The organism is Paenibacillus sp. FSL M7-0420, assembly GCF_038002345.1.
GTDB lineage: Bacteria > Bacillota > Bacilli > Paenibacillales > Paenibacillaceae > Paenibacillus_AQ.
On the sequence record NZ_JBBOCJ010000001.1, the window covers coordinates 7,160,679 to 7,183,195 of the forward strand.

General features: G+C 50.6%; 25 protein-coding genes. 6 read left to right on the top strand and 19 right to left on the bottom strand.

Features of this window, described 5'->3' with window-relative positions:
- Window positions 1–5: 5 nt before the first annotated feature.
- Entirely contained in the window at window positions 6–1,172 is a 1,167-nt protein-coding gene (locus MKX51_RS30755; protein ID WP_340995037.1) for a DUF7832 domain-containing protein, read from the bottom strand.
- Between the two features lie 25 nt (window positions 1,173–1,197).
- Complete coding sequence (locus MKX51_RS30760; RefSeq protein WP_340995038.1) at window positions 1,198–2,040, bottom strand: hypothetical protein; 843 nt, start codon at window positions 2,038–2,040, stop codon at window positions 1,198–1,200.
- A gap of 139 nt (window positions 2,041–2,179) precedes the next feature.
- On the opposite strand from MKX51_RS30760, the gene MKX51_RS30765 reads away from it, so the two are divergent.
- Entirely contained in the window at window positions 2,180–3,034 is an 855-nt protein-coding gene (locus MKX51_RS30765) for a LysR family transcriptional regulator (RefSeq protein WP_340995039.1), read from the top strand.
- A gap of 168 nt (window positions 3,035–3,202) precedes the next feature.
- Here the strand turns inward: MKX51_RS30765 and MKX51_RS30770 are convergent, their stop codons facing one another.
- The 4 genes from MKX51_RS30770 to MKX51_RS30785 form a co-directional block, all read right to left on the bottom strand.
- Window positions 3,203–3,451, bottom strand: a complete 249-nt coding sequence (locus MKX51_RS30770) for a hypothetical protein (RefSeq protein WP_340995041.1) — start codon at window positions 3,449–3,451, stop codon at window positions 3,203–3,205.
- A 136-nt stretch (window positions 3,452–3,587) separates the two neighbouring features.
- A complete protein-coding gene (locus MKX51_RS30775; RefSeq protein WP_340995043.1) occupies window positions 3,588–4,094 on the bottom strand; it encodes an SMI1/KNR4 family protein in 507 nt (168 codons plus the stop codon).
- Between the two features lie 131 nt (window positions 4,095–4,225).
- Window positions 4,226–5,194 (bottom strand): helix-turn-helix transcriptional regulator, encoded by a 969-nt coding sequence (locus tag MKX51_RS30780; RefSeq protein WP_340995045.1) that lies wholly within the window; start codon window positions 5,192–5,194, stop codon window positions 4,226–4,228.
- A gap of 70 nt (window positions 5,195–5,264) precedes the next feature.
- Entirely contained in the window at window positions 5,265–5,732 is a 468-nt protein-coding gene (locus MKX51_RS30785; RefSeq protein ID WP_340946015.1) for a hypothetical protein, read from the bottom strand.
- 146 nt (window positions 5,733–5,878) lie between these two features.
- On the opposite strand from MKX51_RS30785, the gene MKX51_RS30790 reads away from it, so the two are divergent.
- Complete coding sequence (locus MKX51_RS30790; RefSeq protein ID WP_340995046.1) at window positions 5,879–6,451, top strand: DUF6199 family natural product biosynthesis protein; 573 nt, start codon at window positions 5,879–5,881, stop codon at window positions 6,449–6,451.
- 481 nt (window positions 6,452–6,932) lie between these two features.
- On the opposite strand, the gene MKX51_RS30795 is transcribed toward MKX51_RS30790, so the two are convergent.
- Window positions 6,933–7,754: a helix-turn-helix transcriptional regulator gene (locus MKX51_RS30795; RefSeq protein WP_340995047.1), complete on the bottom strand. Its 822-nt coding sequence runs from the start codon at window positions 7,752–7,754 to the stop codon at window positions 6,933–6,935.
- A 114-nt stretch (window positions 7,755–7,868) separates the two neighbouring features.
- On the opposite strand from MKX51_RS30795, the gene MKX51_RS30800 reads away from it, so the two are divergent.
- Complete coding sequence (locus MKX51_RS30800) at window positions 7,869–8,711, top strand: NAD-dependent epimerase/dehydratase family protein (protein ID WP_340995048.1); 843 nt, start codon at window positions 7,869–7,871, stop codon at window positions 8,709–8,711.
- Window positions 8,712–8,732: 21 nt separating this feature from the next.
- Here MKX51_RS30800 and MKX51_RS30805 read toward each other — a convergent pair whose 3' ends face one another.
- The 9 genes from MKX51_RS30805 to MKX51_RS30845 all read right to left on the bottom strand — a co-directional run bounded on the left by MKX51_RS30805 (window position 8,733) and on the right by MKX51_RS30845 (window position 15,478).
- A complete protein-coding gene (locus MKX51_RS30805) occupies window positions 8,733–9,137 on the bottom strand; it encodes a VOC family protein (protein ID WP_340995049.1) in 405 nt (134 codons plus the stop codon).
- A gap of 166 nt (window positions 9,138–9,303) precedes the next feature.
- The gene (locus tag MKX51_RS30810) at window positions 9,304–10,299 is read right to left on the bottom strand and encodes a zinc-binding dehydrogenase (protein WP_340995050.1); all 996 of its coding nucleotides are present in this window, start codon (window positions 10,297–10,299) and stop codon (window positions 9,304–9,306) included.
- Window positions 10,300–10,424: 125 nt separating this feature from the next.
- Window positions 10,425–11,060 (bottom strand): hypothetical protein, encoded by a 636-nt coding sequence (locus MKX51_RS30815; protein ID WP_340995051.1) that lies wholly within the window; start codon window positions 11,058–11,060, stop codon window positions 10,425–10,427.
- A 70-nt stretch (window positions 11,061–11,130) separates the two neighbouring features.
- Window positions 11,131–11,538, bottom strand: a complete 408-nt coding sequence (locus MKX51_RS30820; RefSeq protein ID WP_340995053.1) for a hypothetical protein — start codon at window positions 11,536–11,538, stop codon at window positions 11,131–11,133.
- 139 nt (window positions 11,539–11,677) lie between these two features.
- Window positions 11,678–12,373: an ABC transporter ATP-binding protein gene (locus MKX51_RS30825; protein WP_340995762.1), complete on the bottom strand. Its 696-nt coding sequence runs from the start codon at window positions 12,371–12,373 to the stop codon at window positions 11,678–11,680.
- Window positions 12,374–12,378: 5 nt separating this feature from the next.
- Complete coding sequence (locus tag MKX51_RS30830) at window positions 12,379–13,500, bottom strand: ABC transporter permease (protein ID WP_340995055.1); 1,122 nt, start codon at window positions 13,498–13,500, stop codon at window positions 12,379–12,381.
- Between the two features lie 131 nt (window positions 13,501–13,631).
- A complete protein-coding gene (locus MKX51_RS30835; protein ID WP_340995056.1) occupies window positions 13,632–14,198 on the bottom strand; it encodes a TetR/AcrR family transcriptional regulator in 567 nt (188 codons plus the stop codon).
- A gap of 51 nt (window positions 14,199–14,249) precedes the next feature.
- Complete coding sequence (locus MKX51_RS30840) at window positions 14,250–14,861, bottom strand: suppressor of fused domain protein (protein ID WP_340995058.1); 612 nt, start codon at window positions 14,859–14,861, stop codon at window positions 14,250–14,252.
- A gap of 29 nt (window positions 14,862–14,890) precedes the next feature.
- Window positions 14,891–15,478 (bottom strand): TetR/AcrR family transcriptional regulator, encoded by a 588-nt coding sequence (locus MKX51_RS30845; protein ID WP_340945991.1) that lies wholly within the window; start codon window positions 15,476–15,478, stop codon window positions 14,891–14,893.
- Window positions 15,479–15,741: 263 nt separating this feature from the next.
- Here MKX51_RS30845 and MKX51_RS30850 point away from each other — a divergent pair, with 263 nt between their 5' ends.
- The 3 genes from MKX51_RS30850 to MKX51_RS30860 all read left to right on the top strand — a co-directional run bounded on the left by MKX51_RS30850 (window position 15,742) and on the right by MKX51_RS30860 (window position 20,113).
- Window positions 15,742–16,896 carry an MFS transporter gene (locus MKX51_RS30850; RefSeq protein WP_340995763.1) on the top strand — a complete coding sequence of 385 codons (1,155 nt, stop codon included), beginning with the start codon at window positions 15,742–15,744 and terminating at the stop codon, window positions 16,894–16,896.
- 115 nt (window positions 16,897–17,011) lie between these two features.
- A complete protein-coding gene (locus MKX51_RS30855; protein ID WP_340945986.1) occupies window positions 17,012–18,295 on the top strand; it encodes an MFS transporter in 1,284 nt (427 codons plus the stop codon).
- A 102-nt stretch (window positions 18,296–18,397) separates the two neighbouring features.
- On the top strand, window positions 18,398–20,113 hold the full coding sequence (locus MKX51_RS30860; protein ID WP_340995060.1) for an ABC1 kinase family protein: 1,716 nt from the start codon (window positions 18,398–18,400) through the stop codon (window positions 20,111–20,113).
- A 211-nt stretch (window positions 20,114–20,324) separates the two neighbouring features.
- Here the strand turns inward: MKX51_RS30860 and MKX51_RS30865 are convergent, their stop codons facing one another.
- The 3 genes from MKX51_RS30865 to MKX51_RS30875 form a co-directional block, all read right to left on the bottom strand.
- Window positions 20,325–21,086 carry a DUF3600 domain-containing protein gene (locus MKX51_RS30865; protein WP_340995062.1) on the bottom strand — a complete coding sequence of 254 codons (762 nt, stop codon included), beginning with the start codon at window positions 21,084–21,086 and terminating at the stop codon, window positions 20,325–20,327.
- Window positions 21,073–21,660 carry a sigma-70 family RNA polymerase sigma factor gene (locus MKX51_RS30870; protein WP_340995064.1) on the bottom strand — a complete coding sequence of 196 codons (588 nt, stop codon included), beginning with the start codon at window positions 21,658–21,660 and terminating at the stop codon, window positions 21,073–21,075. The genes MKX51_RS30865 and MKX51_RS30870 overlap by 14 nt, the downstream gene beginning before the upstream one ends.
- A gap of 152 nt (window positions 21,661–21,812) precedes the next feature.
- A complete protein-coding gene (locus MKX51_RS30875; protein ID WP_340995065.1) occupies window positions 21,813–22,475 on the bottom strand; it encodes an aspartate/glutamate racemase family protein in 663 nt (220 codons plus the stop codon).
- Between the last annotated feature and the right edge of the window lie 42 nt (window positions 22,476–22,517).

Sequence of the window (22,517 nt, forward strand, 5' to 3'; positions counted from 1 at the left end):
CAGCATCAAGGGATAACCAGGCCGTTCTTGAACGCCAGCTTCACATCATTCTCACGGACATAGGCGGAATAGTCCCAGGATTCTCCCTCCTGCAGCCGCTTGTAGGTCTGATGAATATTCCGGCGCCAAGGCGACGGCCGGCTGTTGAAGTAATGCGTGAAGAAGCGCTGCGCCTGCTCTTGTGTGCCGAAACACAGCAAATAGGCCAGCGGACTGGATTCAGTATCGCAGATGCCGGGGAATCCTGCGCCGCAGGCGGCAAGCTGCTCCAGTGCGCGGGGACGGTCTGCGAACAGCTCGAACAGCGGCAGGACACGTTCCCCGATCTGCTGACCAATACTCTCCAGGGAGGAATCCAGCTGTGAGCCGGCGACCTGCCAGACGATGGCGCTAGAGAATTTCTGCGGCCTGCGCAGCGAGCCGAACAGTACGGTATCGTCCCCTCTGCCGGTTTGTCCGGCAAGCCATTTTTTGAGGGGCTTGCTGGCAATCCACAGGTTCACCGTCATCCGCACATCGGTGCGGGTGTTGTAAGACTGCGGTTGGAAAGAGAGCTCGAATACGGTATCTTTGTCGGCCGCTGTTTTTTTCCATACCGTACCCGTCTTATTTGATCTGAAGCCCTCGGCCTGGAGGAACTGCTGTCCGATCTGCTGACAGGCCTGAAGGAATTGAGCTTTGGGATCGAGCTTACGGTTGGACAGACCTTCTGACCAGACCTCCCACTGGGCATAACGTTCGTCCAGCAAGGGCTGCAGGCGGTCATAATTCTCACAGGTGTTCTCCACATGATAGATGCTGGGGTATTCGCGGCCTTGTTCAGCCGCCTGGCGGTTGAAGACTTCACAATAATCATTAAGATAGCTTCCATACTGTGCGGCGAAGGCCGATTGACCGTCGTAATAATCAGTGGCGAAGGCATTGCCGCGCTCATCCAGATCTTCATCCCAGAATTTCCCGTCGCAATACTCCAGCAGGTAATCCAGCCCCGTGAGCTCACGGCGTTTCAGCCGCTTCAGCGCCTCCGCCGACTCCTCAAGGTGAATTTCCCCCGCCATACCGCGGCCTAAGGCCCAGGCTAGAAACATGCCGATATGAATCCCGCCATTCTCTTCCGGCAGATCCGAGGGATAATCTCCCCCGGAATGCCAATCGATCCGGTCATATGCCATATAGGTCTCCTTTCGGCCAGGAGCTCTAGCTCCCGGCTTCCCTTCTTAATACAAATTGATACACTTCATCACCCGCTAAATCCCACTCTACTTTGCTTTCAGGAATCTGAGCAAGCGGGGTGGTCAGCAGTGGATGGTCTACTGAAACGTTATTAAGCCCCTTGGCCTGTCTCATTTTTTGGATGAGCCGAACTTCATAAGGGATGTAATTCAAGCATAGAATTTCTGCGAATTTATTAGTCAGATCCAGCGAGCTGTAGATATGGTAATCGCAGATTTCACCCATCAGGCTGCGCAGCAGCGCTTCATCCGTGGTAGACCAATGATCGAGAAGCCTCCGGTACACATGCTGCTCCGGCAACACCGGATACAGCTCCTGATTGATCTGCTCCGTGATGAATAAGTCATGTAACAACGCCATGAACAAATGATGCGTCTCCTTGAGGGCATAGCGCTGTGCATCTTTTTCAAATATCATCTGAAAATAGTCCCTGGCTAATTGCGCCAGCTCCTTCATATCCCATAGCAAGGCTAATCCTATGATACAGCCTATCGTTCTTGAAGAGACCTCTTTATAATCAAACAGCCTCCGCAGGATATGTTCCTCCCAATAAAGAAACCGGGTAACATACTTCCACCCTTCCTGTTCCCCGTTCAGAATCAGATGTTTCGGATAATCTCCGCCATGTACACCGATTCCAAGGGTCAGGTTTCTGGCGATGGTCTCTTTGTATCCGTCTTTGATGTCGTCCTGGATACTTTCTTTAATTAACGTATACCATTCTTTGAGTTCTTCTTCGGATACGGTTTTCTTTTGGAGGGTACGGATCTCTTTGTTGAATGCTTTTATTAATTTGCGGTGTTCCATCTGCTCACTCCCTGTAAGAGATCGTTAATCCAGGTGGCCCTAGCGGGTGCCGGATTTGTCATTAAGGATGGAATTCAGTACAATGATCAGCATCGGAAGGTACTACCACAGATTATGATATACAGAAGGTGACACCGCAATGGAAAGTGGAGATTTGAGGATTTTTCAGGCTGTGGCCCGTGAGGGTACGATTACGAAGGCTGCGCAAGCCTTGAACTATGTTCAGTCCAATGTGACCAGCCGGATTCAGTTCCTGGAGGCCGAGCTGAAGGTCCCGCTGTTCCACCGGTCCAACCGGGGAATGAAGTTAACGCCTGCGGGTGAGAACCTGCTGGAATACGCGAATGCCATACTGATGCTAATGGATGAGGCTGTCCAATCAACACAATACTCCGAGCACCCGGCAGGCCCTCTGCGAATCGGCTCTATTGAGACAACAGCGGTCATTCATCTCACATCCATGATCGCTGACTACCATTCCCGCTACCCCGATGTCCATCTGTCGCTCATCACGGGTGAAACGCATGACCTTCTGCGCAAGGTGCTTGATCATAAACTGGATGGTGCCTTCGTCTATGGACCTATAGACCAGCCGGATATCGGGCATGTTGCGGCTTACGAGGAGGAACTGGTGCTAATTGCTGAACCGGGGACAACTGAGTTGCATGAGTTGCTGCACAAGCCCATGCTGTTTTTCGACGTTGGCTGCACGCACCGCGTCAAAGCGGAGCGCTTCCTGCGCCAGAGCGGGATGCACTCGGTTCAGATCCGGGAATTCGGCACGCTGGAAATGATACTACACGGAGTATCCGCCGGACTCGGCGTATCCCTGCTGCCTGAGTCCTCGATCCGCAAGGCGGAAGAGGCCGGACGAATCATCTCCCACCGCCTCCCCGAAGAATACCGAAAGCTAGAGGTATGGTTGATATACCGCTGCAACGCCGTGCTTTCCAGTGCAATGTCCAGGTTTTTGGAGATGGTGGGGCAGAGATAGTAATGATAAAAGGAATATTTTCCTTGAACGATACACCCCACACCCTTAAACAAATTATCGGAGGCTTAAAGATTACTCCCTCCTACTTTAAATTGGTTGAACTTGAGTATGACAGAGACTGGGAGCAGGATTGAAGCAACTCTCTAGCTCAATCCAAGCATAAAATGCCTACGGCATCCCCGTTGTGATCGGTTTTTCGACCTTATCGGGCCCACTCGCCTCTGCCGCACCGAATGTGATCGGTTTTTCGACCTTATCCGGCCCACTCGCCTCCGCCGCACCGAATGTGGTTGGTTTTTCGACCATATCTGGCCCACACACCTCCGCCGCACCGAATGTGGTCGGTTTTTCGACCTTATCCGGCTGTTCGGTGAAATCAGCGAAGTCATTCCTATTACTGAACCAGAATATAGTCATCCTGCCGATGCTCCAAGACACTTACCCCCAACTTTATACACAACTTATCCACATTGGACGAAAATCATAATCTCCTAATCAATAAAAAAGATCAGAACCTATTCCCTCAGGCTCTGATCTTCTCGCATCTTAGAATCTATCTATTCGAATTCGACATCAGCCAGGCCAGGAATTCCCCGAACGAATCGGCTACCTTCTCAACCTCTTCGAATTCAGGCTCACATCCATGAACAATAGCCCCGCTATCCGTTGTTAAATCGATGGCATAGAAGGAATATCCATCCTCCACAGACATTACGATCGGCAAGTGATGATCCCACCAGGCCGTGATCTCGGACTGCCAAGCTGGATCACCCGCTGCTGCCTCCACGCTAAGCATTTCAAATTCATTCCACCGGAATTCGGTTTCCGCGCTATGATTGAACTCAGCCTCACCAATAAACCAGGTTTGTTCATCCGGTGCAACGCAGGTCTCAACTGCCTTTAGAAATTCTAAATACTCATTGGGGAGTCCTTTATATCTGGAAGTAATGCCGCTATTCAAATGCAGCTGAGCACCGGACTTTCTCCTTACCTCCCAGCCGTTTACCTCCGCCCAAATGATAAATTCCCCAATCTGCGTTTGTCCTTTTCCACTATTCATGTCCAAATGCTACACCTGCCCATCCGCTTAAGAAATGGAAACTACCATACTAATATACCATTTCCGCAGGTCTGCTTACTATCGAAAAGGAAAAGCACCCGCCCTATGAAGCAACAGGCGCTTGGCAGCAATTATGACTTCCGTACAGGCTGGACATACTTGAAGTACCGCTCTGGGTTGAAATAGAAGTAGATGATCCGGCCGGGGGTAGGGTCGAAGCAGTAGCCAGTACCTGTATAATCAAAAGTGGCCATCGCCTGCTCCATCCGTTCCTCGACACTGCGATTCTCCTGCTCATAATCGAATGGCCCGTGCTCGAATACGATATACTCGGCCTCGGGGACATCCGCCATCAGCATCTGCGCAGGGACTTCGCCTTCATAATCATAGGGGAGACGTACCCCATAGCACTCTGTACGCGGAAATCCCCAATCGCAGAGCCTGCCGTCCGGGTCATTCATATAGGCCATAATCTGGCCGTTGCCGCTGTTCGTGTCGCTTCCGCCGTCATCATCCAGCTTGCCCTTGATACTATCCAGCAAGCCGGTGATGGTCTCGCAGTCCTGCCCTGGAATCAGGCTCTGCTTCTGCCAGAAATCCCAGTACCCGTTGCTCTCGTAGTTCTTAATGTGCAGGAATTTGTGCGCCGGAATGGTTACGAAATAAATCTTAACCTCTTCTGTAGATTTGATCATGCCAACCTCTCCTAGTCCGAAAAAGTAGCGGTCAAACGGGTTGATTTTGGTACGAAGGACGACAGGATACGGGTGTCTCCGGTACTCGCTTGGGGCCACACCATAGGTCACCTTGAACGCGCGCGTAAAGGCTTCATGGGAGGAGAATCCATAGTCGAGCGCAATATCCAGAATGCTTTTTCCGCTGTCCCGCACCTCCTTCAGTGCAAAAGCCAGCTTCCGGTGGCGAAGGTAATCCCTAAGCTGCATCCCGGATATCTCTTTGAATTTCCTCGTCGTATGAAACTCCGAATACCCCAGCTTGTCAGCAAGAGATTGCAGCGTTATGGCCTCACTGTTATGCTGCTTAATGCTTTGGTCCATATCATCGACAATGGTCTGGATCTGCCTGTGCCACTCGTACACCGTCCGCTCACCCCCTCGTTCCAACCGCTCTATGTTCATTCTAGAATACTGGAAAAGGCATTTCTTGATTCTACTTGCGGCATGGGATCAGCCTCATCTCTGTAAGATGATCCAGATTGATCTCGATCCTCAGCTCATCATGCTCATTCACCGCGATTAATGTCCGGGCTTCGATACTTAATTGCTTAATAGGATTGGTGACATCCGAGAAAAAAGCCCAAACCAAATCACCGCCCGTATCGGTGCAGGCAATGAAGCCCTCGTTCCCCATCTGCCCGTCCCCGCCGTAGATTGTACCGCCCTCATAATCCAGGCTCGTCCATTCATCCACGATGATCCAAGGATCATCATTGTACTTCACAATGCTCTCAATCGTTGTGTCACACAAGGGGGAACAGCTCATTGTGCGCTGACGGGTATTTGGGTCGTAACAGGTCTCAATATTTAGAATCGTAATGCTGCCATCTGCCCAAGCAATACAATTGATCCCCGGCAGCTCACGCTCCTCCGTCCAATGCTTCTGGATGAAGTTACTCATGGCTCTATCCTTTCATTGGGTTGATTTTCTTGTCTAATATACTATTTCTGTAAGCTGCCGCGTTTTCCCTTCAAAAGTTAAAGCCCCCCTGGGCAGGATGGCATTTCTATAAAAGAAACCTGAAAGAAGAGTCTCCCGTAGTACATATGAATAAACAGACATGGGATGTGATTGATGTGACAGGATTTCTTGGTGTTATCCTCATTGCCGTAGGATTGGTTATCGCTATTTGGCCGAAGGTAGCCTGGTACTTACGGCTGGGCTGGAGGTTCAAAAATGCGGAGCCCAGCGGGCTGGCCTTAGGGGCGGAACGGGTAACCGGTGTGGTCCTGGTAATCGCCGGTTTCATCCTGGTGGTATCCAGCTGCGCCTCAGGAAACGCAGAGCGCCGCTGGTCGGAGCAGTTCAAGGAGAAGCTGGAATCGGGGCAGGTCCAGGAAATCAGCATCGGCATGATTAACCCCACCGTATTAAGCGAAGAAGAAACAAATAGAATGATCCAAATGATCCAGGATGCTGAGCTTAGACCTTTTGATGCAGGGAATTCGTTCGGGGCAAGCAACACCGGGACCATTACCTTTAAGGACCAGACCCGTGTAGATATGGTTATCCTAGGCCCGTCCGGGGGAATTGAGCTGCATCCAGGTGATGCACAGAGCGAATATGAGATTATGAGCGGATCACTGAAATCGTGGCTGAAGAGTTACGGGACTAATTAAGATTGAACTTGAAAATTAACAGAGCTATCCGCAGGAAAGTCCGCATCGAAAATAACCACTACTGCAACGCTACAACTGCATCTATAGAGCCCGGCCCGCGTATTCCGCAGGCTGGGCTTGTTGAATCTCTCTCACCGACCGCTTGCATAGAGCATTGTTGCACATTTTGCAGGATTTCTCTATCAAGGTTACTGAATGCGGTACAATGTTGCATTATTTGCACAAATTCCTATGCTGATAGCAAGTTAGCGCTGAATTTGTTGCATTTCGTGCAGGATTTCGGCATATACCGCTCCTATTGGGCTGCATTGTTGCACTTCTTGCAGGATTTCTCCAAAAATGTTATTCGCTTGGGAGCATGGGGCCCATCCCTCATCGCAGCACATCTTATCCCAAAAGAAGAAAATCATAATTTGCTATACAAGAACCAAAAAGCTGGAGGCCTCATTAAAAGTCCTGGAAATGTTGACCAAAGCTAATATTACATAGTGTCCAGCACACGCTGCAGCCGCTCACTTGTCTCGGTTGAAGCTGTGTAGATCATCACCTTCAGGTCCGGGTTACCCGGAGGCTGCAGGGTCACATGCTCGAACTCCATCTCGCCGATCCGGGGATCATATCTCTGTTTGTAGTGGTCTGCTACAGCCTGAACCTCATGAAGCGGCCAGATCTCGCGAAAGAGCTGGCTGTTCTGCATGAACTCTTCGATGAGCTGCTTAAACCTCGCATCATCAGGGAAGCGTGCGTAATCCGCACGGAACTGGGCAATCAGGACTTTGGCCCCGGTTCCCCAACCCTCTATGCTTGACCCCAGCCCTGTCAAAAGATATCTGATCCAATTGATTCTCTCCGGCACCGCATCCGCACACGAAGGTAACCGGAACACAAGCTCAGCCGACTGGTTCCACAGCAGCACATCCCAATATCTCCCCAGCACAAAAGCCGGATGCGGACCAAGCGCCTGTATCATCCGTTCAATGCCCGCAGGAATGTGCTGATCCGCTTCCCGGTCCTGCTGTACCGGTCTGGCAAGCAGATGAAGATGCTGGCGTTCATCTTCTGTCAGCCGCAGGGCTCTGGCTATGTTATTAAGGACTTCCTCCGATGGATTAACGCTCCGGCCTTGCTCCATGGAGGTATACCACGAGGTTCCGATATGGGCAAGCTGGGCCACTTCTTCCCTCCGCAGCCCCGGAATCCGCCGCCGCCCATAGGAGGCCAGCCCCACATCTTCCGGCGTAAGGCGTTCCCGGCGCGTACGCAGAAATTCACCCAATGACGTTCTGGATAATCCGTTCTCCATGGAACCTTCCTCCTTATCCTGACACTCCCAATCATACGATAAAGGCAGGAAGGATGCTATTCGTGTGTCCCGTTATACTCCTCTTATGGCTTAACAACTTAGGAGGATCTGAAGATGAAGATTTTTGTAACCGGAGCAACAGGTAAGGTAGGAAGCCGACTGGTTCCGCGCCTGCTGCAGCGCGGCCATCAGGTCACGCTGCTGGTCAGGGATGCTGCCAGGGTGGAGGAGCTTCACCGGCAAGGGGCTGAATGTGTCGATGGTGACCTTCTGCAGCCGGAAAATTACCTTAATGCGCTGCGGGGCAATGACGCTGTAGTGCACTTGGCTGCCCAGTTTCGGGGTGTAGATGAGCAGACCACCCGAACAGCCAATATTGACGGCGCCGTGTCCTTGGCCCGGGCTGCGCTGGATGCGGATGTGCCAAGGTTCGTATTCGCGAGCACCAACCACGTCTATGGACCGGGAGGCCATTCGCGGCCCAGCCGGGAGGAGGATGAACTCCGGCCTGCTTTTGCTTATCCCCAGAGTAAGGCTGAGGCTGAAGCGGCGCTGCTGGCTCTCCACCGTGAACAGGGCTTAGGGCTGCGCATTGTACGGTTTCCCTTCGTCTACGGTGAGCGCGACCCCCATATCGCGGAGGTTCTGCCCTATTTCAGCCAATGGAATCCGGCCAGACGCATTCATATGGCCCATCATGCGGATATCAGCCAGGCCCTGATGCTCGCTGCCTTCACGCCGGGCATCGATGGACGCATCTATAATGTGGCTGATGATGCGCCGATCTCCGTGGCCGAGATGCTTCAGCTTCATCAGGCCGAGTCTACGCCGGAAGCCTTGCAGCAGCCCTATGATCCTTGGGATATGATCGTTGATACTTCGCGGATTAGAGATGAGCTGCATTACCGGCCGATCTATCCGTCGTTCTATACGGCAAGAGATGCAGGGGCGCTATAAGGGCGCTCCCATAAGCTTCCGTCAAGGCCTGCCCTCAAACCGTTTCACCGCATCCTCCGTCACCGGCTGAAAGAGATTCACCAGATTGCCGTCGGGATCACGGAACAGCATCGAACGGTTCCCCCAGGGCATCGTTGTAGGTTGCTGTACCCAATCCTGGACAACCTGCTGGAGGCGCACATATTCAGCATCGACATCATGGACGCGGAACTCCAGAATGACCGTGCGGTTACTGGCCGCCACTACAGCATCTGTACCGAATAGCTGTGCTGTCTTGGAGTGGCCGATGGCCACGGTACATGTGGGCATGACGAATTCGGCAAATACAGGAGCAGGCCGCTCTGCCGTCATCCCTGTCACTTGCTCATAGAATTCAACCAAACGATCAATGTCGTCAGTAATGATACGTATCGAAGCGAAATTCATAAGTGTTCATCCTTTCTTGAATGTTTACATGTCCAATGATAAAAAAACGCTACTGACAACGTTATGTCAGTAGCGTTATTAACATAATCGAAAAACCGATCACATCGAGCTGGCGCAAGGCTATCGGGCCGAATCAGTAGCGTCTCTATGTCCTGTCTCTCTACCCTTAGCCTATACTCAGGGCAATGTTCCCAAGCTGCTCCGCGCGCTCCATCCGCTGAAGGGCAAGCGGAGTCTCCGCTAAGGAATACACGCTATCCATGATAGGGTGTATCTGATGCTGCTCCATGAACTGAAGCATCGCGGTGAATTCTTCATGGCTGCCCATGGACGTTCCAAGCACCTGAAGCTGCGGGAAGAATACCGCTCTGGCCGGAATGGTGAGATCATCGCCTGAGCTTGCGCCGAACATAACAATTCTCCCGCCCGGTTTGATGACCTCGAAGTATTGCCCGAATGTGGCTGGACCTACGCTATCCAGGATCAGGTCCACTGGGTTGTTCTGAAGCTCTTCCCGCCAAGGACTGTTGCTGTCTATAACCTGAGTAACAGGTAATTGCAGGGCCTCTGCACGCTTGGCTTCACTTCTGGACGTAACTGTGACCCGCGCCCCAACGGCTGCCGCCATTAGTGCTGCGAAGGTAGCCACTCCGCCGCCAATGCCCGGAATCAGCACATGCTCGCCCCGCCTCAGGTTCCCTCTGGTAAATAACGCCCGGTAAGCAGTGAGTGCCGCTAAGGGTAACACACCCGCCTCTTCCCAGGACAGATACGCTGGCTTAGGCACAACATTCTGCTCAGGCACAATGACATATTCCGCAAAAGTCCCGTCTGCAGGATACCCTAATATGTCAGGAACCACAGGCACCTCATCCGCCCGATCCCAGCCCAGACATGGATTAATGATAACTTCCATCCCTTGAGACAGGCCAGTTACCCCTTCACCCGTCTCTGCAATAACGCCAGCCCCGTCTGAACCCAGCACGCAAGGATGAACCGGACCAGACGCACCTTCTGTAGCAGAAGCAGCAGCGATGATGAATAAATCCCGGTGATTCAATCCGGCTGTCTTTAACCTTACCCTAACCTGCCCCTGTTCAGGATGCTTGTCCGGATGATCCGTATATTGCAGACCCTGCGGTCCAAGTGTAATTGCCTTCATCTTCATATCCTCCTGTTACGCTGTAGTGGCTTCATACAAAGTGTAGGCTGTTACAGCGGTCAGGTAAAATGATTAGAAGAGAAGGTGAGTATCATAAATAATGATATCAGTAAGCCGAACCGCCCCTAAGAGAATTGCCAGAACCCTGCTACCGGATGCCCTATTCCTTTCGTTCCGATATGGGCGTATACATACAGCGCTCCAAACCCAAGAAGATAACTCCCGTCCCCTTGAAGCAAGGTGTCGGGGTAGCCGTCTTCATCGACTTGGAAGAAGAAAGAGAAGGCCTCCTCCTCCAGCTTTGCGGAATAATACGTTTCATTCTGAAGAAGTCTCGGCGTCCCGCCCACTTTGATCAAGAAGGACCGTTCTACCGATTTATCATCAGTACACGGTTCTCCGGTTGTAATGTGGTGTTTCCGCAGACCCGCGTTTGTATACGTCTCTATATGGCTTTCCGCAGATAGAGGATGTTCTATTACCTTGATCGGGCAGTCAGGGTACATGTTATGTTCCAAGTACTCCTCATACTCTTCAGGAATGAAGATCGAAATCATGCGCCCGGGTTGAAACGGATGAACGAAGCTCAGATAGAACAGGTAGGTTCGGCCCCCCAGGTCAAGGAGATGGGCTGGATTGTCAAAAAACTCGGGCGCATTCCCGCCGATCCAGCCTGCCCGGGGAATGTCCGCTATAGCCGGCTCCACATAATGCAGCATACAGTCTGTTCTTTGGGCCAGCAGATTGATTGGTTTGTCCATCCCTCAGCAGCTCCTCTTCTTTTGATGACAAGTGTAATAATTCCATCCATCAGGATCAAGCGACTTGCGGTTAATGAAACCTCATCCCCCGTGAATGGTACCACCACAGGATGCGGATGACCTCAGCCCCGATCTGAATCTCCTCCAGCTCCTCACTTTCCTCCATCAGCTTCCCCCGCAGGGGGGCATGGTGTGGCCAGTAGGCCAGTGTGTACTGGCTCTCATCCATCAGCCTGGGCATCGGGGAATCAGGGACAGCCTCCAGATGATGGGCGATTAGCTCGCATAAATAGGTAAAAATCCGCTCCAGCGTCTCTCCGCCTAAGTCGCCGGGCACGGCCATCACCCATTCTGTCCCCAGCGCTCGTCCACCGGATAGGTGATTAGCGGATAACCCGACTGTCGCAAATCTCGCTACCTCCTTCTCTTCTGCCGCCGGAAAATAATAGATCTCTACATGGACTGTTTTGGGCTTCATTAAAGTGATCCAGTATTCCGGTATCTGCCACACCCTGATATAAGCATCTAAGATGACCGACCGGCAGATATCGAAGGAAAGCTCATGTTCTTCGCTGGATTCAACGGATATGGCAACCACTCTCCCTGTTTTCCGAGTGCTATACGCTGGGCTCCAGTTCTGCCACAGATAACCTGCCGTCCTCCATCCGATACACCTTGTCGCAGTATTCAAGCATACGCTCATCATGTGTGACCATAATCGCCGCTTTGCGGCGTGTTCTCACCTCATGGGCAATCAGGGAGACCACTTCATGGGCACGCTTGGTGTCCAGACTTGCGGTAGGTTCATCCGCCAGGATGATCCCGGGATTATTAATGAGCGCACGGGCAATCGCTGTCCGCTGCTTCTCCCCGCCGGACAGTTCTTCCGGGAAGCTGTTCAGCTTCGAGCCCAGGCCCAGCTCTTCCAGCAGTTTAACGGCGAACGCTTTATCTTCTTTGCTCACCCTCCCTGACATCTTTTTGACGATGAGCAATTGGTCCAGCACACTTAGATAAGGAACCAGATTCGAGGATTGCATAATAAACCCGATTTCTTTCAGCCTTAGATCCGCCAGTTCCTGTGCTGTGAGCTTGGATATAGGATGTCCATTCAGCTTGGCCTCTCCTTCTGAAGCCTTCAGCAGTGCTCCGGCAATAGACAGGAATGTGCTTTTCCCAGAACCCGACGGTCCAACGACAGCAACGAACTCACCCGGCTCCACGGAGATAGACACATGATCGAGTGCTGCGATCCGGTTGCTTCCTTCGGCATAATACTTGGTGACTTCACTCATTTGTAATCCCTTAGTCATTGTCATTACTCAGCCCTCCCGAGCGCCTTCAGCGGATCAATCCTGGTAATCTTTCGAACCGATACCAGCGAACTTAACATAGCGATAACCAGCAGGATCACAGAATACGTGACAACAAGAGTAGTCTCCAGCTTAAACGGCATACCCTTCGGCATAATGGCTGCTGTTCCATAAGTCAGTAAGACTCCGACTACAATGCTGGTCAGCGATAGCACAAGCACTTGCGATACAATGGCTTTGCTTAAGAATCTGTTACTGGCACCTATAGCTTTCATAATGCCGAACTGATTGGTTTTCTGCATCGTCATTACGTAAAAGAATACGCCAAGCACAAACGCGGCGATGGCGAGCAGAAATGCCAGCATCATCAGAATAGTCCCGTTCTCTTCTTTGTACCCTGGCATTCCTTGTACTGCTGCCGACCGGGTAAGCGTGTCCGTCCCAGTTAGCCCGCTATTCATAGCGTCTGGGTTGATATCCTTGCCCTGTAGCATAATCGCATTAACGGGCCCGGCAATGCCTTTATCCGAACCCGGAGCCGCAAAGGCAATCTTCCGCCATTCGGCCATTGGAGTGAACACGGAGGCCACGTGGTTGTAGGTCTGATTCTCCACGAATCCTATAATCGTTAGTGACTCCGTTGTGCCGTCTAATTGAAAAGTGTCACCTACGCCATAACCTTCGTCCTTCATGGTCGAATTCACAATGACACCCGTAAGGTTCTCAGCAGATAAGCTCTCCCCTTCAATGACAGCCGGCTCCAGGAAGCTTCCCGGGTTAATCCCTATAATCGCGATATCCAGCTTGTCTTCACTGCTTGTACTGTTTGCCTTCATCGCTGTTGCCATGGTAGTTCCCATCGGGGCAGCGTCATCTACATTAGGCAGCAGCTCCGCTTCTGCTAGTAATTGATCTGACAACAGCGACTTGCTCATTGAGGACTGCGACCCTTCTTCAAAAATGACATAGTCTGCCTTCATCGTCTTAAAGGTTGACGCAGCCAGCGTAGATAGGCCATTCCCTAAGCCTGATAAGATAAATACCAGCCAAGCTAAGAGCACGAAAATAATGATGATCATTAAAAATCTCACTTTACTGTGCATCAATTCTTTTACAGCTAAAAACATTCCCTTGCCAACTCCTTATTTATTTTTCGACACATGTGTCAATTTAAACCTGCTGTTACCATCACCGGCATCCGACACTTAAATTAAACACCATATTTGACACTTGTGTCAAATTATATTCAAGGCGCATGTTAGCTCTTGGCCCCTCCGATCCACATTTGAAACAGCAGCTTACCCCAAGCAGGAGTAGGGATATTCAGCATATTCGGCGTATCAATCAGGTTAAAGAACACACCAATAAGTACAGGAAGTGGGATATCCTGCCGCAGGTCTTGATTCTGCTGGGCGCGTTCAAATAAGCGGGACAATTGAATTTTAAGCGTCTGATGTCCTGCTTCAATAACTTCAAGATCTCTCGCCGCTGCTGAGGAATTTGCCGTATTGATCTTATTAGCATTACCCAGAAGCTGATGTAACGCAGACTCCTCCACGTAAATGAGCAGCAGCTGTTCAAGGGCATCCATGGGATCAGCCTCATCAATGGCTAAAGCCTTGTCTAGTACCGCTGACATTACGCGCTTCATACAAGCCGCCACAATCTCTTCCTTATTCGCATAATATTGATAGATAGTGCTTCTGGCCCCTGACAGATGCTGTGAAAGCAGCTTAAGATGAAACCCGTCATATCCATGCTCAAGCACCAATTGTTTGGTTGTATCCAGCAGCTCTGTCTCTGTAAAAGACTGTTTTCTTCCCATTACATCTCTTCCGTCCTGTCCTTGGTGATATATATCATTAGTTTAGCATTGTTAGTGAACATTTCCCAATGGCCGCCGCGGATCAATAATGGAATGCTCGATATCCTCGACGTAGGAATCGAACGCTTCCACGCCTTCACTTAAGATCAATGCGGCCTCCTGCGCCGTGACTGGCAGCGCCCATAGGATCTGGGCCCTCTCGCTCCCGACCTGAATCTCCTCCAGCTCTTCACTTTCTCCCCTCAGCTCATCCAGCAGAAAAGCAGTGGTTGTCCAGTTAGCCGGGGCAAGCGGGCTCTCTTCCATAACCCTAGGTATCCGCGAATCACCGGCAGCCTCTATATGATGGGCGATAAGATCACTGAGATAGGTAAATATCCGGTCCATAGACTCTCCGCCTAAGTCAGAGGTCAGAGCCATCACCCACTCTGTACCCACAGCTTGCCCATTTGGGCGGTGTGTCGCGGATAACCCTACTGTTGCAAACCTCGCAATCTCTTCCCCCTCCACTGCAGGAAAATAATAGATCTCAACATAGGCTCCTGTTTCGGGCTTCTTCAGAATGACCCGATATTCCGGCATCTGCCACTCCCGCATATAGGCACCCAAGATAAAGGTTCTGCGGATATCGAAGGAGAGCTCCCTCTCTTTAGTTGATTCCATGAAGATGGTCATCACCTTTCCTCTTTTGATTAGGATATGGTTAATAAGTTAAGTATCTCTTTTACAAAAGTATCAACAACTGCTCTGTCAGGACGGGACTTCAGGAACACCGTAAGTCCTATTAAAGAAATGACAAGTGTCTGCGCCAGATTCTTGGCATTAATCCCGGCAGCTAGCTCCCCTGACCGCAAGCCCCGTTCAATCGTTTCCTGGAAGATGACCGAGAGGTACATCTGATGTTCTCTGGTCAGGATCTCAAACTTCTCATCATGGGGAGCAAGCTCCACCATTGAATTGATGCAGAAGCATCCCGTGCTCGGGCTTTTCTCATATTCTTTGGACACCACATCTTCAAAAAAAGTACGGAACGCCTCTTTCACTGAAGAATGCTTGTGCAGACTGCCCCGGACATAGGCAGCGTGGGAACTCGTATATTTCCGCAGCGCAGCTTCAAATAAGCCCTTCTTGTCTCCAAAGGTAGAGTATAGGCTTGGACGCTGAATGCCCATTCTTGCGGTTAAGTCGCTTAAGGAGGCAGCCTCGAACCCTTTTTCCCAGAATACATGCAGCGCTGCATCCAGCGCTTTGTCCTCATCAAATTCACGCGGCCGGGCCATAGAACTCCCTCTTTTCATATCGAATGGTATATTTCGATTGTATTTGACGAAGTAGCCCCTGTCAATTAGAGCAATTTATATCCGACTCTTCCCGCTTTCCCCTTGACAATTAATTTTGGTTAGCGGTATATTAATCAGGAATTATTTCATACCAATCAGTATGTTATTATATCCCTATGTCGAAGGAAGTGTTATCTCTGGTCAGCTTTATAAAAGAACCGCAAGCCATTACCGCACCATCCGGGCCAACGCCTGCATCTTCAATGTCCCGTAAGGTTGCACTCCTGTTTGCCATCACCTGCGGACTGGCCGTCGCTAACATCTATTACGCCCAGCCCTTACTAGATGCGATCTCCAGCGAATTCGGGATTTCGCATTCATCGGTCGGCATCGTGATTACCATTACTCAGATTTGTTACGCTCTTGGACTGCTATTGCTGGTGCCGCTCGGCGATCTGCTGGGTCGGCGCTGGCTGATTGCCGGACAGATGCTGGTATCCGTGCTGGCTTTGGTTGTTGTGGGCACTGCCCCCACCAGCATGGTGTTATTCATAGGCATAGCTACGGTCGGACTGCTTGCGGTAGTGACACAGACGCTTGTTGCATTCGCAGCAACCCTGGCTGCCCCGGCTGAACGCGGACGTACGGTGGGTGTGGTGACCAGCGGAATTGTCGTTGGTATTCTACTGGCACGGACGTTCGCCGGTGTGTTAACCGATCTGGCCGGTTGGCGTTCAGTCTACCTTGTCTCGGCGGGACTCACGTTAATCATGGCAGGTGTATTGTTCAGGGTGCTGCCGCAATCTGAGCCCCGCAGAGAGTCCTTATCCTATCCGCAGCTTCTCCGTTCACTGTTCACGCTATTTGCACAAGAACGGCTGCTGCGAGTCCGTGCTGTGTTATGCCTGCTGATTTTTACCGCCTTCAGTATATTGTGGACTTCCCTGGTGCTGCCGCTCAGCGCTCCGCCACTGTCCCTGTCCCATACTGCGATTGGAGCGTTTGGTCTGGCCGGAGTCACCGGGGCGTTAGCAGCAGCACGGGCAGGCCGTCTGGCCGACCGGGGGTTAGGGCAAAAAACCACCGGCGTGGCGCTATCTCTGCTGCTTCTCTCATGGCTGCCAATCAGTTATACTCCACATTCGCTCCTCGCGTTAATCGCCGGGATTATCCTTCTTGACCTGGCCGTACAAGCCGTACACGTCACCAACCAGAGCATGATCCTTAATCTGCGCCCGGAAGCGCGCAGCAGGATTACTGCCGGTTACATGGTCTTCTATTCGATTGGCAGCGCTACCGGATCGATTGCATCTACCAGTATGTATGCATACTCGGGCTGGAACGGGGTGTGTCTGCTCGGTGCAATGGTCAGTGCTGCGGCGCTTATATTCTGGGCATTAACCCGTCACATTAAATGAACCGTGTAACGACTTCACATTTCCTCTGAGGTTTGTCAAACTCTGATATTTCCATTATTGTTATCCTTATCTTACATTTGACGTTATGGATGCAGAAATGGAGGCCCGGATTTCCTTGAGACCACGGTTATTAACACGTTCCTTCTATTATCTCTGGACAACTCAGACGGCGGCGAATGCCGCCGATGTCTTGTATATTATGGCGCTGACGGTGCTGGTGCTGGACCGTACAGATTCCCTTGTCTCGGCAGCACTGATGCCGCTGATGCGCAGCTCGGCCCAGATGGTGAGCGGCTTCATTGCGCCGCTGCTCATCAACCGGATCAAGCTGCCCTCGCTGCTGCTAATCTCACAGACAGGCCAGTTCCTGCTGTTTGTGCTGCTGGCTCTGTACCTGCAGCTTAACAGTGCGGCGGCTTCACTCACGCTGGTCTTTGCCCTGGTCTTCGTCATGTCCTTCCTGGACGGCTGGAGCGTTCCGGCCCGCAATGCGCTGGTGCCGCGGCTCGTCACGCGGGAGGAGGGGCTGCTTCAAGCCAACGGTCTGATCAGCGTCAGTGATCAGGTCGTGCAGTTTGCGGGCTGGGGACTGAGCGGCCTTTTGGTCGCATTCCTTGGGCCCAGCCCGGCGCTGCTGCTGACAGCGGCCATCTATGGGCTGGCGGCCGCTTTTACACTTGGCGTCAGAGAGCCGGCAGAGGCAAGTGTCCAGATACAGGGGCAGCCGGCGGACTCTGAACCGGCACCGTCATCTGCTTCGAAATGGAAGACCTTGACTGAAGGCTGGCAAGTCATCTGGCGTATGCCCCGCCTGCGGATGCTGACCTTCATGGACATCATCGACATGCTGGGGGGCTCGGTCTGGGTCGGCGCGTTCACACTGGCCTTCGTCCAGGTGGCGCTGAAGCAAGGCGAAGAATGGTGGGGCTTCATTAACGCAGCCTATTTCGCAGGAACGGTCGGAGGCGGGCTGCTGGTCCTGTCCGCAGTGCGTCTCATCGGAGACCGTTACCTGGGGGCGATGCTCACCGGTATGGCGGGCTATGGTCTGCTCACCATGGTGTATGCTCTGACTACCCAGCCGTATATAGCACTGGTCCTTGTCCTGCTGATGGGACCGTTTGCGGAGATGTCGGTGATTAACCGGCGTACCCTCATCCAGCGCAGCACCAGCAGGCAGATGCTGCCCAAGGTGCTGTCGGCACAAGCTTCGCTGCTGCATCTGGTGTTCTGCATCTCGCTGCTGGTCATGGCTGGACTGGCCGAACGGTTCGGGATCGTCAACCTGTATCTGCTGGCGGCGGTTCTGACATCGCTGGCTTTCTGCGTCGGCTTGCTCGGCCGCCGGGCGTTCCGGGACGAACCGGAGTCATCAGCAGCCAGCCGCCCAAGCCTGTAATTGTATATGTGTCTGATATGAAATATCATACAATTAGGCACATGGATTTTAGAAGGAGAGATCTGGGATGCAGCATACTGACTCTGTGGCAGATGAACAAGAATGAGCGAATTCCTGAAATTGATGAAGGATGTACGTTTCAGAAGAACCATGCGGATGATTTTCAAGTTCGCCTGGGATTTCTGGTGGCTGGGCAAGCTGAAGTACTTGATGTCACGGCGGCGCTTTGCAGCGAGAACCAAAGCCTTATACCGCAAGCAGGCAGTGTATTTCACGACAACCGCCATGGATATGGGCGGGCTAATTATCAAGCTTGGGCAGCATGTGAGTGCGCAGGTGGATATGCTGCCGAAGGAAGTTATTGAAGAATTGTCCAAGCTGCAGGATTCTGTAGAATTCGTAGATTTCTCCGAGATCCAGCAGAAGGTAGAGCGTGAACTCGGGGTATCCATCAGCAAGATGTATGCTGAGTTCAACGAGACTCCTATTGCAGCAGCATCCTTCGGACAGGTCCACCGGGCCACCTTACGGACAGGTGAGCAAGTCGCCGTGAAGGTGATGCGGCCCGGGGTCGAGGACATTATCGCGATTGATTGGAAATCCATTCAGGTCGCTATTTCGTTATTGAAGCGCCAGAAGATGATTACAGACTTCATGGATCTTGATGCCGTATATGATGAGTTTCATGACACCATTATGGAGGAGCTCGACTATCAGCAAGAAGGGCATAATGCCGAAGAATTCAAGCAGCAGTTAGCCCACCGGAAGGATGTCGTGATTCCACACATTCATTGGTCCTGTACTACCTCGCAGGTGCTGACCATGGAGTTTATGGAGGGTGTCAAAATCAATGATTTCGCCAAGCTGGAGGCTTGGGGTGTGGACCGGACCCAACTGGCAACGTCACTGATTGAAATGTTCGTAGAACAGATTCTATTGAATGGCTTTTTTCACGCAGACCCTCACCCGGGCAATGTGCTCGTGCAGCCTGACGGCACCATCGCCTTAATTGATTTTGGAATGGTCGGGCGAATTCCTAAGGATATGAAGACCCAGATGGTAGCCCTTCTGCTAGCCGTATATCTGAAAGACGCCCACGGCGCCATCGATGCCCTGAACCGGTTGAGATTTTTAAGACGAAATGTAGATCTGGAGGTCTTCTCCAGGAACCTTACGTTATTATTCGAACAAATTAACGGCGATACATTTGACCTGAGTTTTGTGACGTCAGGCGACAATGTGGAGGAATTACGCAATTTTCTCTACTCTCAGCCGTTTCAATTACCTGCCAATACCACATTCCTGGGCAAAGCCATAGGCACCGTGTACGGCCTCTGTACCGGACTGGACCCTGAGCTTGATCTGGTCGGGACGGTTAAGCCTTATGTGGAACAGGTGGTGCGGAGGGATCTGCGGGGAAGTGTCATCTCCAAAGTTGTAGCGGATGGCAAGGATATGCTCAAAGACATCCTTCCAACGACCAAAAAGTTCATGTCGGCAATCGATAAAATGGATAGCGGAGGCTTAAGAGTCAAGCTGTCGAGCTCCCTGGAGCAAAAATTAATCGAGACGCAGAATAAAAACACACAGCGGTTGATTGCCACCATCATTGGCGCAGTATTACTTCTGGCCGGGGTCAACCTGTGGAATGAAGTGAATCCCATCATCTCTTATGTATTCGGCGCCCTTGGCCTGCTCGTTATGCTGAGCCAACTCCGAACGAGACAAGGCCGCCGGGACGAAAGACATGCGAGGCAAATTAATGCTATGCGTGAACGTAGCCGGTTGGAGAAGCCGAAGTCTAAATCGCGCGGATAACATTAACGCTGCGTACGAAACTAAACTGTACAAGTGGAAACGGTACCGTCCTTTTAAAGGACGGTACCGTTTCCACTTCATCCTTCCGTCCGATCACATCATTGTTATTCATTACTGCTGAGCGGAACGTGAAAAGTTTGCTGATAAATAAAGCTCCTGCGAGTTTTGGATCATAATGACTGATTTTTAAACCATACTGAGGGAGTAGGGTTTAAAAGCCTTTTTTAACCATTAAGTCCAGCTTATTAACATAAGGGGTGAGCGCCTCCAATAACTTCTGTTGATCCTGTATTTCTTCTGTCGACAGGCGATCCATATGAACACTTCCGTCTGGATCAGTTACTTTGGCATCATAGCTTTTCAACTCATTTATTATGGGTTCAAGCTCCCTATACTCCTGTTCAGTAAGCCTCTGTTCAGCCTTCTCAAGCAAGCTATCCCAGAAAGCGCCACGATCTGTACCAGATGCCTTTGCCTTGGATTTATCCGTTTCGTTCATTTTCTTGAAATACGGTTCAAGCTCCACCAGTAATTTCTTGTAAGCCTTCTGTTCTTCTGCATCAAGCTGTTCTATGTGAAAAACCCCCTTAGAATCTGCCGCCAGCAGATTGTAATCGCCTAATTCCTTCAATAAGGACATAACCGTGGCAGCTTCTTCCTCGCTAAAATTATGCTTCAACCTCTGAAGCTTGGTCTCAAACTCCTCATATTTCTGCTGGCTTAGGCCAATCGTAGCCGCTGCTTCTTTCGAACCATACATACTATCCGCCAGATAATGATATCCGGCAAACGCTCCAGTAGGAATTAATAAAGTAGCTGCCAAAACGCCTGCTACGATCCACTTCTTTTTCATTCGTCTTCCCCCTTGTCCGGTTACGGTCTGATTTAGTATTCTCTCCTTCAGTTCCGGTGGGGCATTTAAATTTCTGGCCTCTTCCTGCAGAACTGTTCGCAGCTTTTCATTGAAATTCATGCAGATCCTCCACCTTTCCCTTAAAAAGAGTCTGATTCTCTGGCTTCTGACGAAGCTTGCGCAGTGCAGCATGAATACGGGATTTCACGGTACCCAGAGGGATCTCAAGGATTGCGGCACTTTCTTCCTGCGATAATTCATTTAAATAATGCAGAATAATCACCTGCTTCAGCTTATACGGAAGACTATCTACGCTAGCAAGCAAGGAGTGGTTAGAGATTTTGTCGACAATCTTACTTGTGAATTCAGGCTCCACCACCAAATTGACCTGCTCTGCCTTCTTAAGAATTCGGAGATGCGTCCATCTCTTTCTCCGGTAGGCATGAATTTGTCGCACTGCTATTCCCATAAGCCAGGGTCTAAAGGGACGACTGATGTCAAAATGTTCAAGAGATCTGCGCATTTGAATATAAATCTCCTGAACGATATCATCCACCTCAGATGTTTCGCGAACGAGGAAATGAACGGTTTGATATACATCCCTAATCGTAGCTTCATATAGCTCACTAAATGCTTCACGACTGCCGGCTAGCGTAAGCGTAATGAGCTGAGAATATTCTTTTGGATGCTCCATTCATCACCCCTCCCTTCGGTCTTACACTATATATTGGGGAATAAAGAATATTTCGTTCGATTTTTCTTCGGAAAAATACGGAATAAACCGATCAAAGTCCACTAAGGATTTTGGTCGGTTTATTGTTGTCTGCCTAATGTTCACATTGCCCGTTAGTTGAGCAACATGCTCTCGAAATGTATTATCAGTGAATCCAACGGATTCCCGATTCTCACATTAAACTCTTGCTCAACTTTAACGGCTGATTCCACCATAGATAATTGAGCAACAGAAATTTTCTTGTTTTTTTCTGATGCAAGTATCCTCTTTATGTACTTTGATAATTCTTCAACGTATTGCTCATTTTTACCTTGCATGATTAGCTCAAATGTATTCTCTATGACACGTGCCTCAATATGAATTGGCTTATCCTGGATAGAAGCAAATTCATTAAGCCTTCTCATTGTCCCTTCGACGGTTGCTGGATTAGTGAATAATAGAACCTGTGGTTCTGTAATACTGCAGACAGAACTAAAGAAAGGCTCATCGATTTTTATTATAGGAATAGATGTATTAAGCCGGTTTTCTTCAAGAAGAGCAATATAATTAGTACATGTGATAAGAATAGCCTCAACATTTGCTTGTGATATCCATTCTATTTGTTCGATGACTTTATTTTTGGCTTGTCCTTCATCGAAATTTTTATCTGATGTAATTCTACTCATCAAACCAGGATCCACAAAATGAACCAATTCCAACTCATCAGAGGTAAGAGCGTTTTGAATATACTGGATATTTGAATAGTGGGCGTGTAAACAGGCAATCTTTTTCTTCATGAATTTATCTCCTTGAACCCGTACTTTGAGCAGTCCCGCTCC

Bases quoted from the DNA above. Each gene is read 5' to 3' on its own strand.
- MKX51_RS30870 (WP_340995064.1), bottom strand. From the start codon at position 21,660: ATGGAGCATCCAAAAGAATATTCTCAGCTCATTACGCTTACGCTAGCC.
- MKX51_RS30785 (WP_340946015.1), bottom strand. From the start codon at position 5,732: ATGAGTAACTTCATCCAGAAGCATTGGACGGAGGAGCGTGAGCTGCCG.
- MKX51_RS30835 (WP_340995056.1), bottom strand. From the start codon at position 14,198: ATGGGAAGAAAACAGTCTTTTACAGAGACAGAGCTGCTGGATACAACC.
- MKX51_RS30865 (WP_340995062.1), bottom strand. From the start codon at position 21,086: ATGAATTTCAATGAAAAGCTGCGAACAGTTCTGCAGGAAGAGGCCAGA.
- MKX51_RS30805 (WP_340995049.1), bottom strand. From the start codon at position 9,137: ATGAATTTCGCTTCGATACGTATCATTACTGACGACATTGATCGTTTG.
- MKX51_RS30810 (WP_340995050.1), bottom strand. From the start codon at position 10,299: ATGAAGGCAATTACACTTGGACCGCAGGGTCTGCAATATACGGATCAT.
- MKX51_RS30770 (WP_340995041.1), bottom strand. From the start codon at position 3,451: ATGACTATATTCTGGTTCAGTAATAGGAATGACTTCGCTGATTTCACC.
- MKX51_RS30755 (WP_340995037.1), bottom strand. From the start codon at position 1,172: ATGGCATATGACCGGATCGATTGGCATTCCGGGGGAGATTATCCCTCG.
- MKX51_RS30800 (WP_340995048.1), top strand. From the start codon at position 7,869: ATGAAGATTTTTGTAACCGGAGCAACAGGTAAGGTAGGAAGCCGACTG.
- MKX51_RS30765 (WP_340995039.1), top strand. From the start codon at position 2,180: ATGGAAAGTGGAGATTTGAGGATTTTTCAGGCTGTGGCCCGTGAGGGT.
- MKX51_RS30830 (WP_340995055.1), bottom strand. From the start codon at position 13,500: ATGTTTTTAGCTGTAAAAGAATTGATGCACAGTAAAGTGAGATTTTTA.
- MKX51_RS30760 (WP_340995038.1), bottom strand. From the start codon at position 2,040: ATGGAACACCGCAAATTAATAAAAGCATTCAACAAAGAGATCCGTACC.
- MKX51_RS30820 (WP_340995053.1), bottom strand. From the start codon at position 11,538: ATGAAGCCCAAAACAGTCCATGTAGAGATCTATTATTTTCCGGCGGCA.
- MKX51_RS30775 (WP_340995043.1), bottom strand. From the start codon at position 4,094: ATGAATAGTGGAAAAGGACAAACGCAGATTGGGGAATTTATCATTTGG.
- MKX51_RS30860 (WP_340995060.1), top strand. From the start codon at position 18,398: ATGAGCGAATTCCTGAAATTGATGAAGGATGTACGTTTCAGAAGAACC.
- MKX51_RS30875 (WP_340995065.1), bottom strand. From the start codon at position 22,475: ATGAAGAAAAAGATTGCCTGTTTACACGCCCACTATTCAAATATCCAG.
- MKX51_RS30850 (WP_340995763.1), top strand. From the start codon at position 15,742: ATGTCCCGTAAGGTTGCACTCCTGTTTGCCATCACCTGCGGACTGGCC.
- MKX51_RS30790 (WP_340995046.1), top strand. From the start codon at position 5,879: ATGAATAAACAGACATGGGATGTGATTGATGTGACAGGATTTCTTGGT.
- MKX51_RS30825 (WP_340995762.1), bottom strand. From the start codon at position 12,373: ATGACTAAGGGATTACAAATGAGTGAAGTCACCAAGTATTATGCCGAA.
- MKX51_RS30845 (WP_340945991.1), bottom strand. From the start codon at position 15,478: ATGGCCCGGCCGCGTGAATTTGATGAGGACAAAGCGCTGGATGCAGCG.
- MKX51_RS30815 (WP_340995051.1), bottom strand. From the start codon at position 11,060: ATGGACAAACCAATCAATCTGCTGGCCCAAAGAACAGACTGTATGCTG.
- MKX51_RS30840 (WP_340995058.1), bottom strand. From the start codon at position 14,861: ATGGAATCAACTAAAGAGAGGGAGCTCTCCTTCGATATCCGCAGAACC.
- MKX51_RS30795 (WP_340995047.1), bottom strand. From the start codon at position 7,754: ATGGAGAACGGATTATCCAGAACGTCATTGGGTGAATTTCTGCGTACG.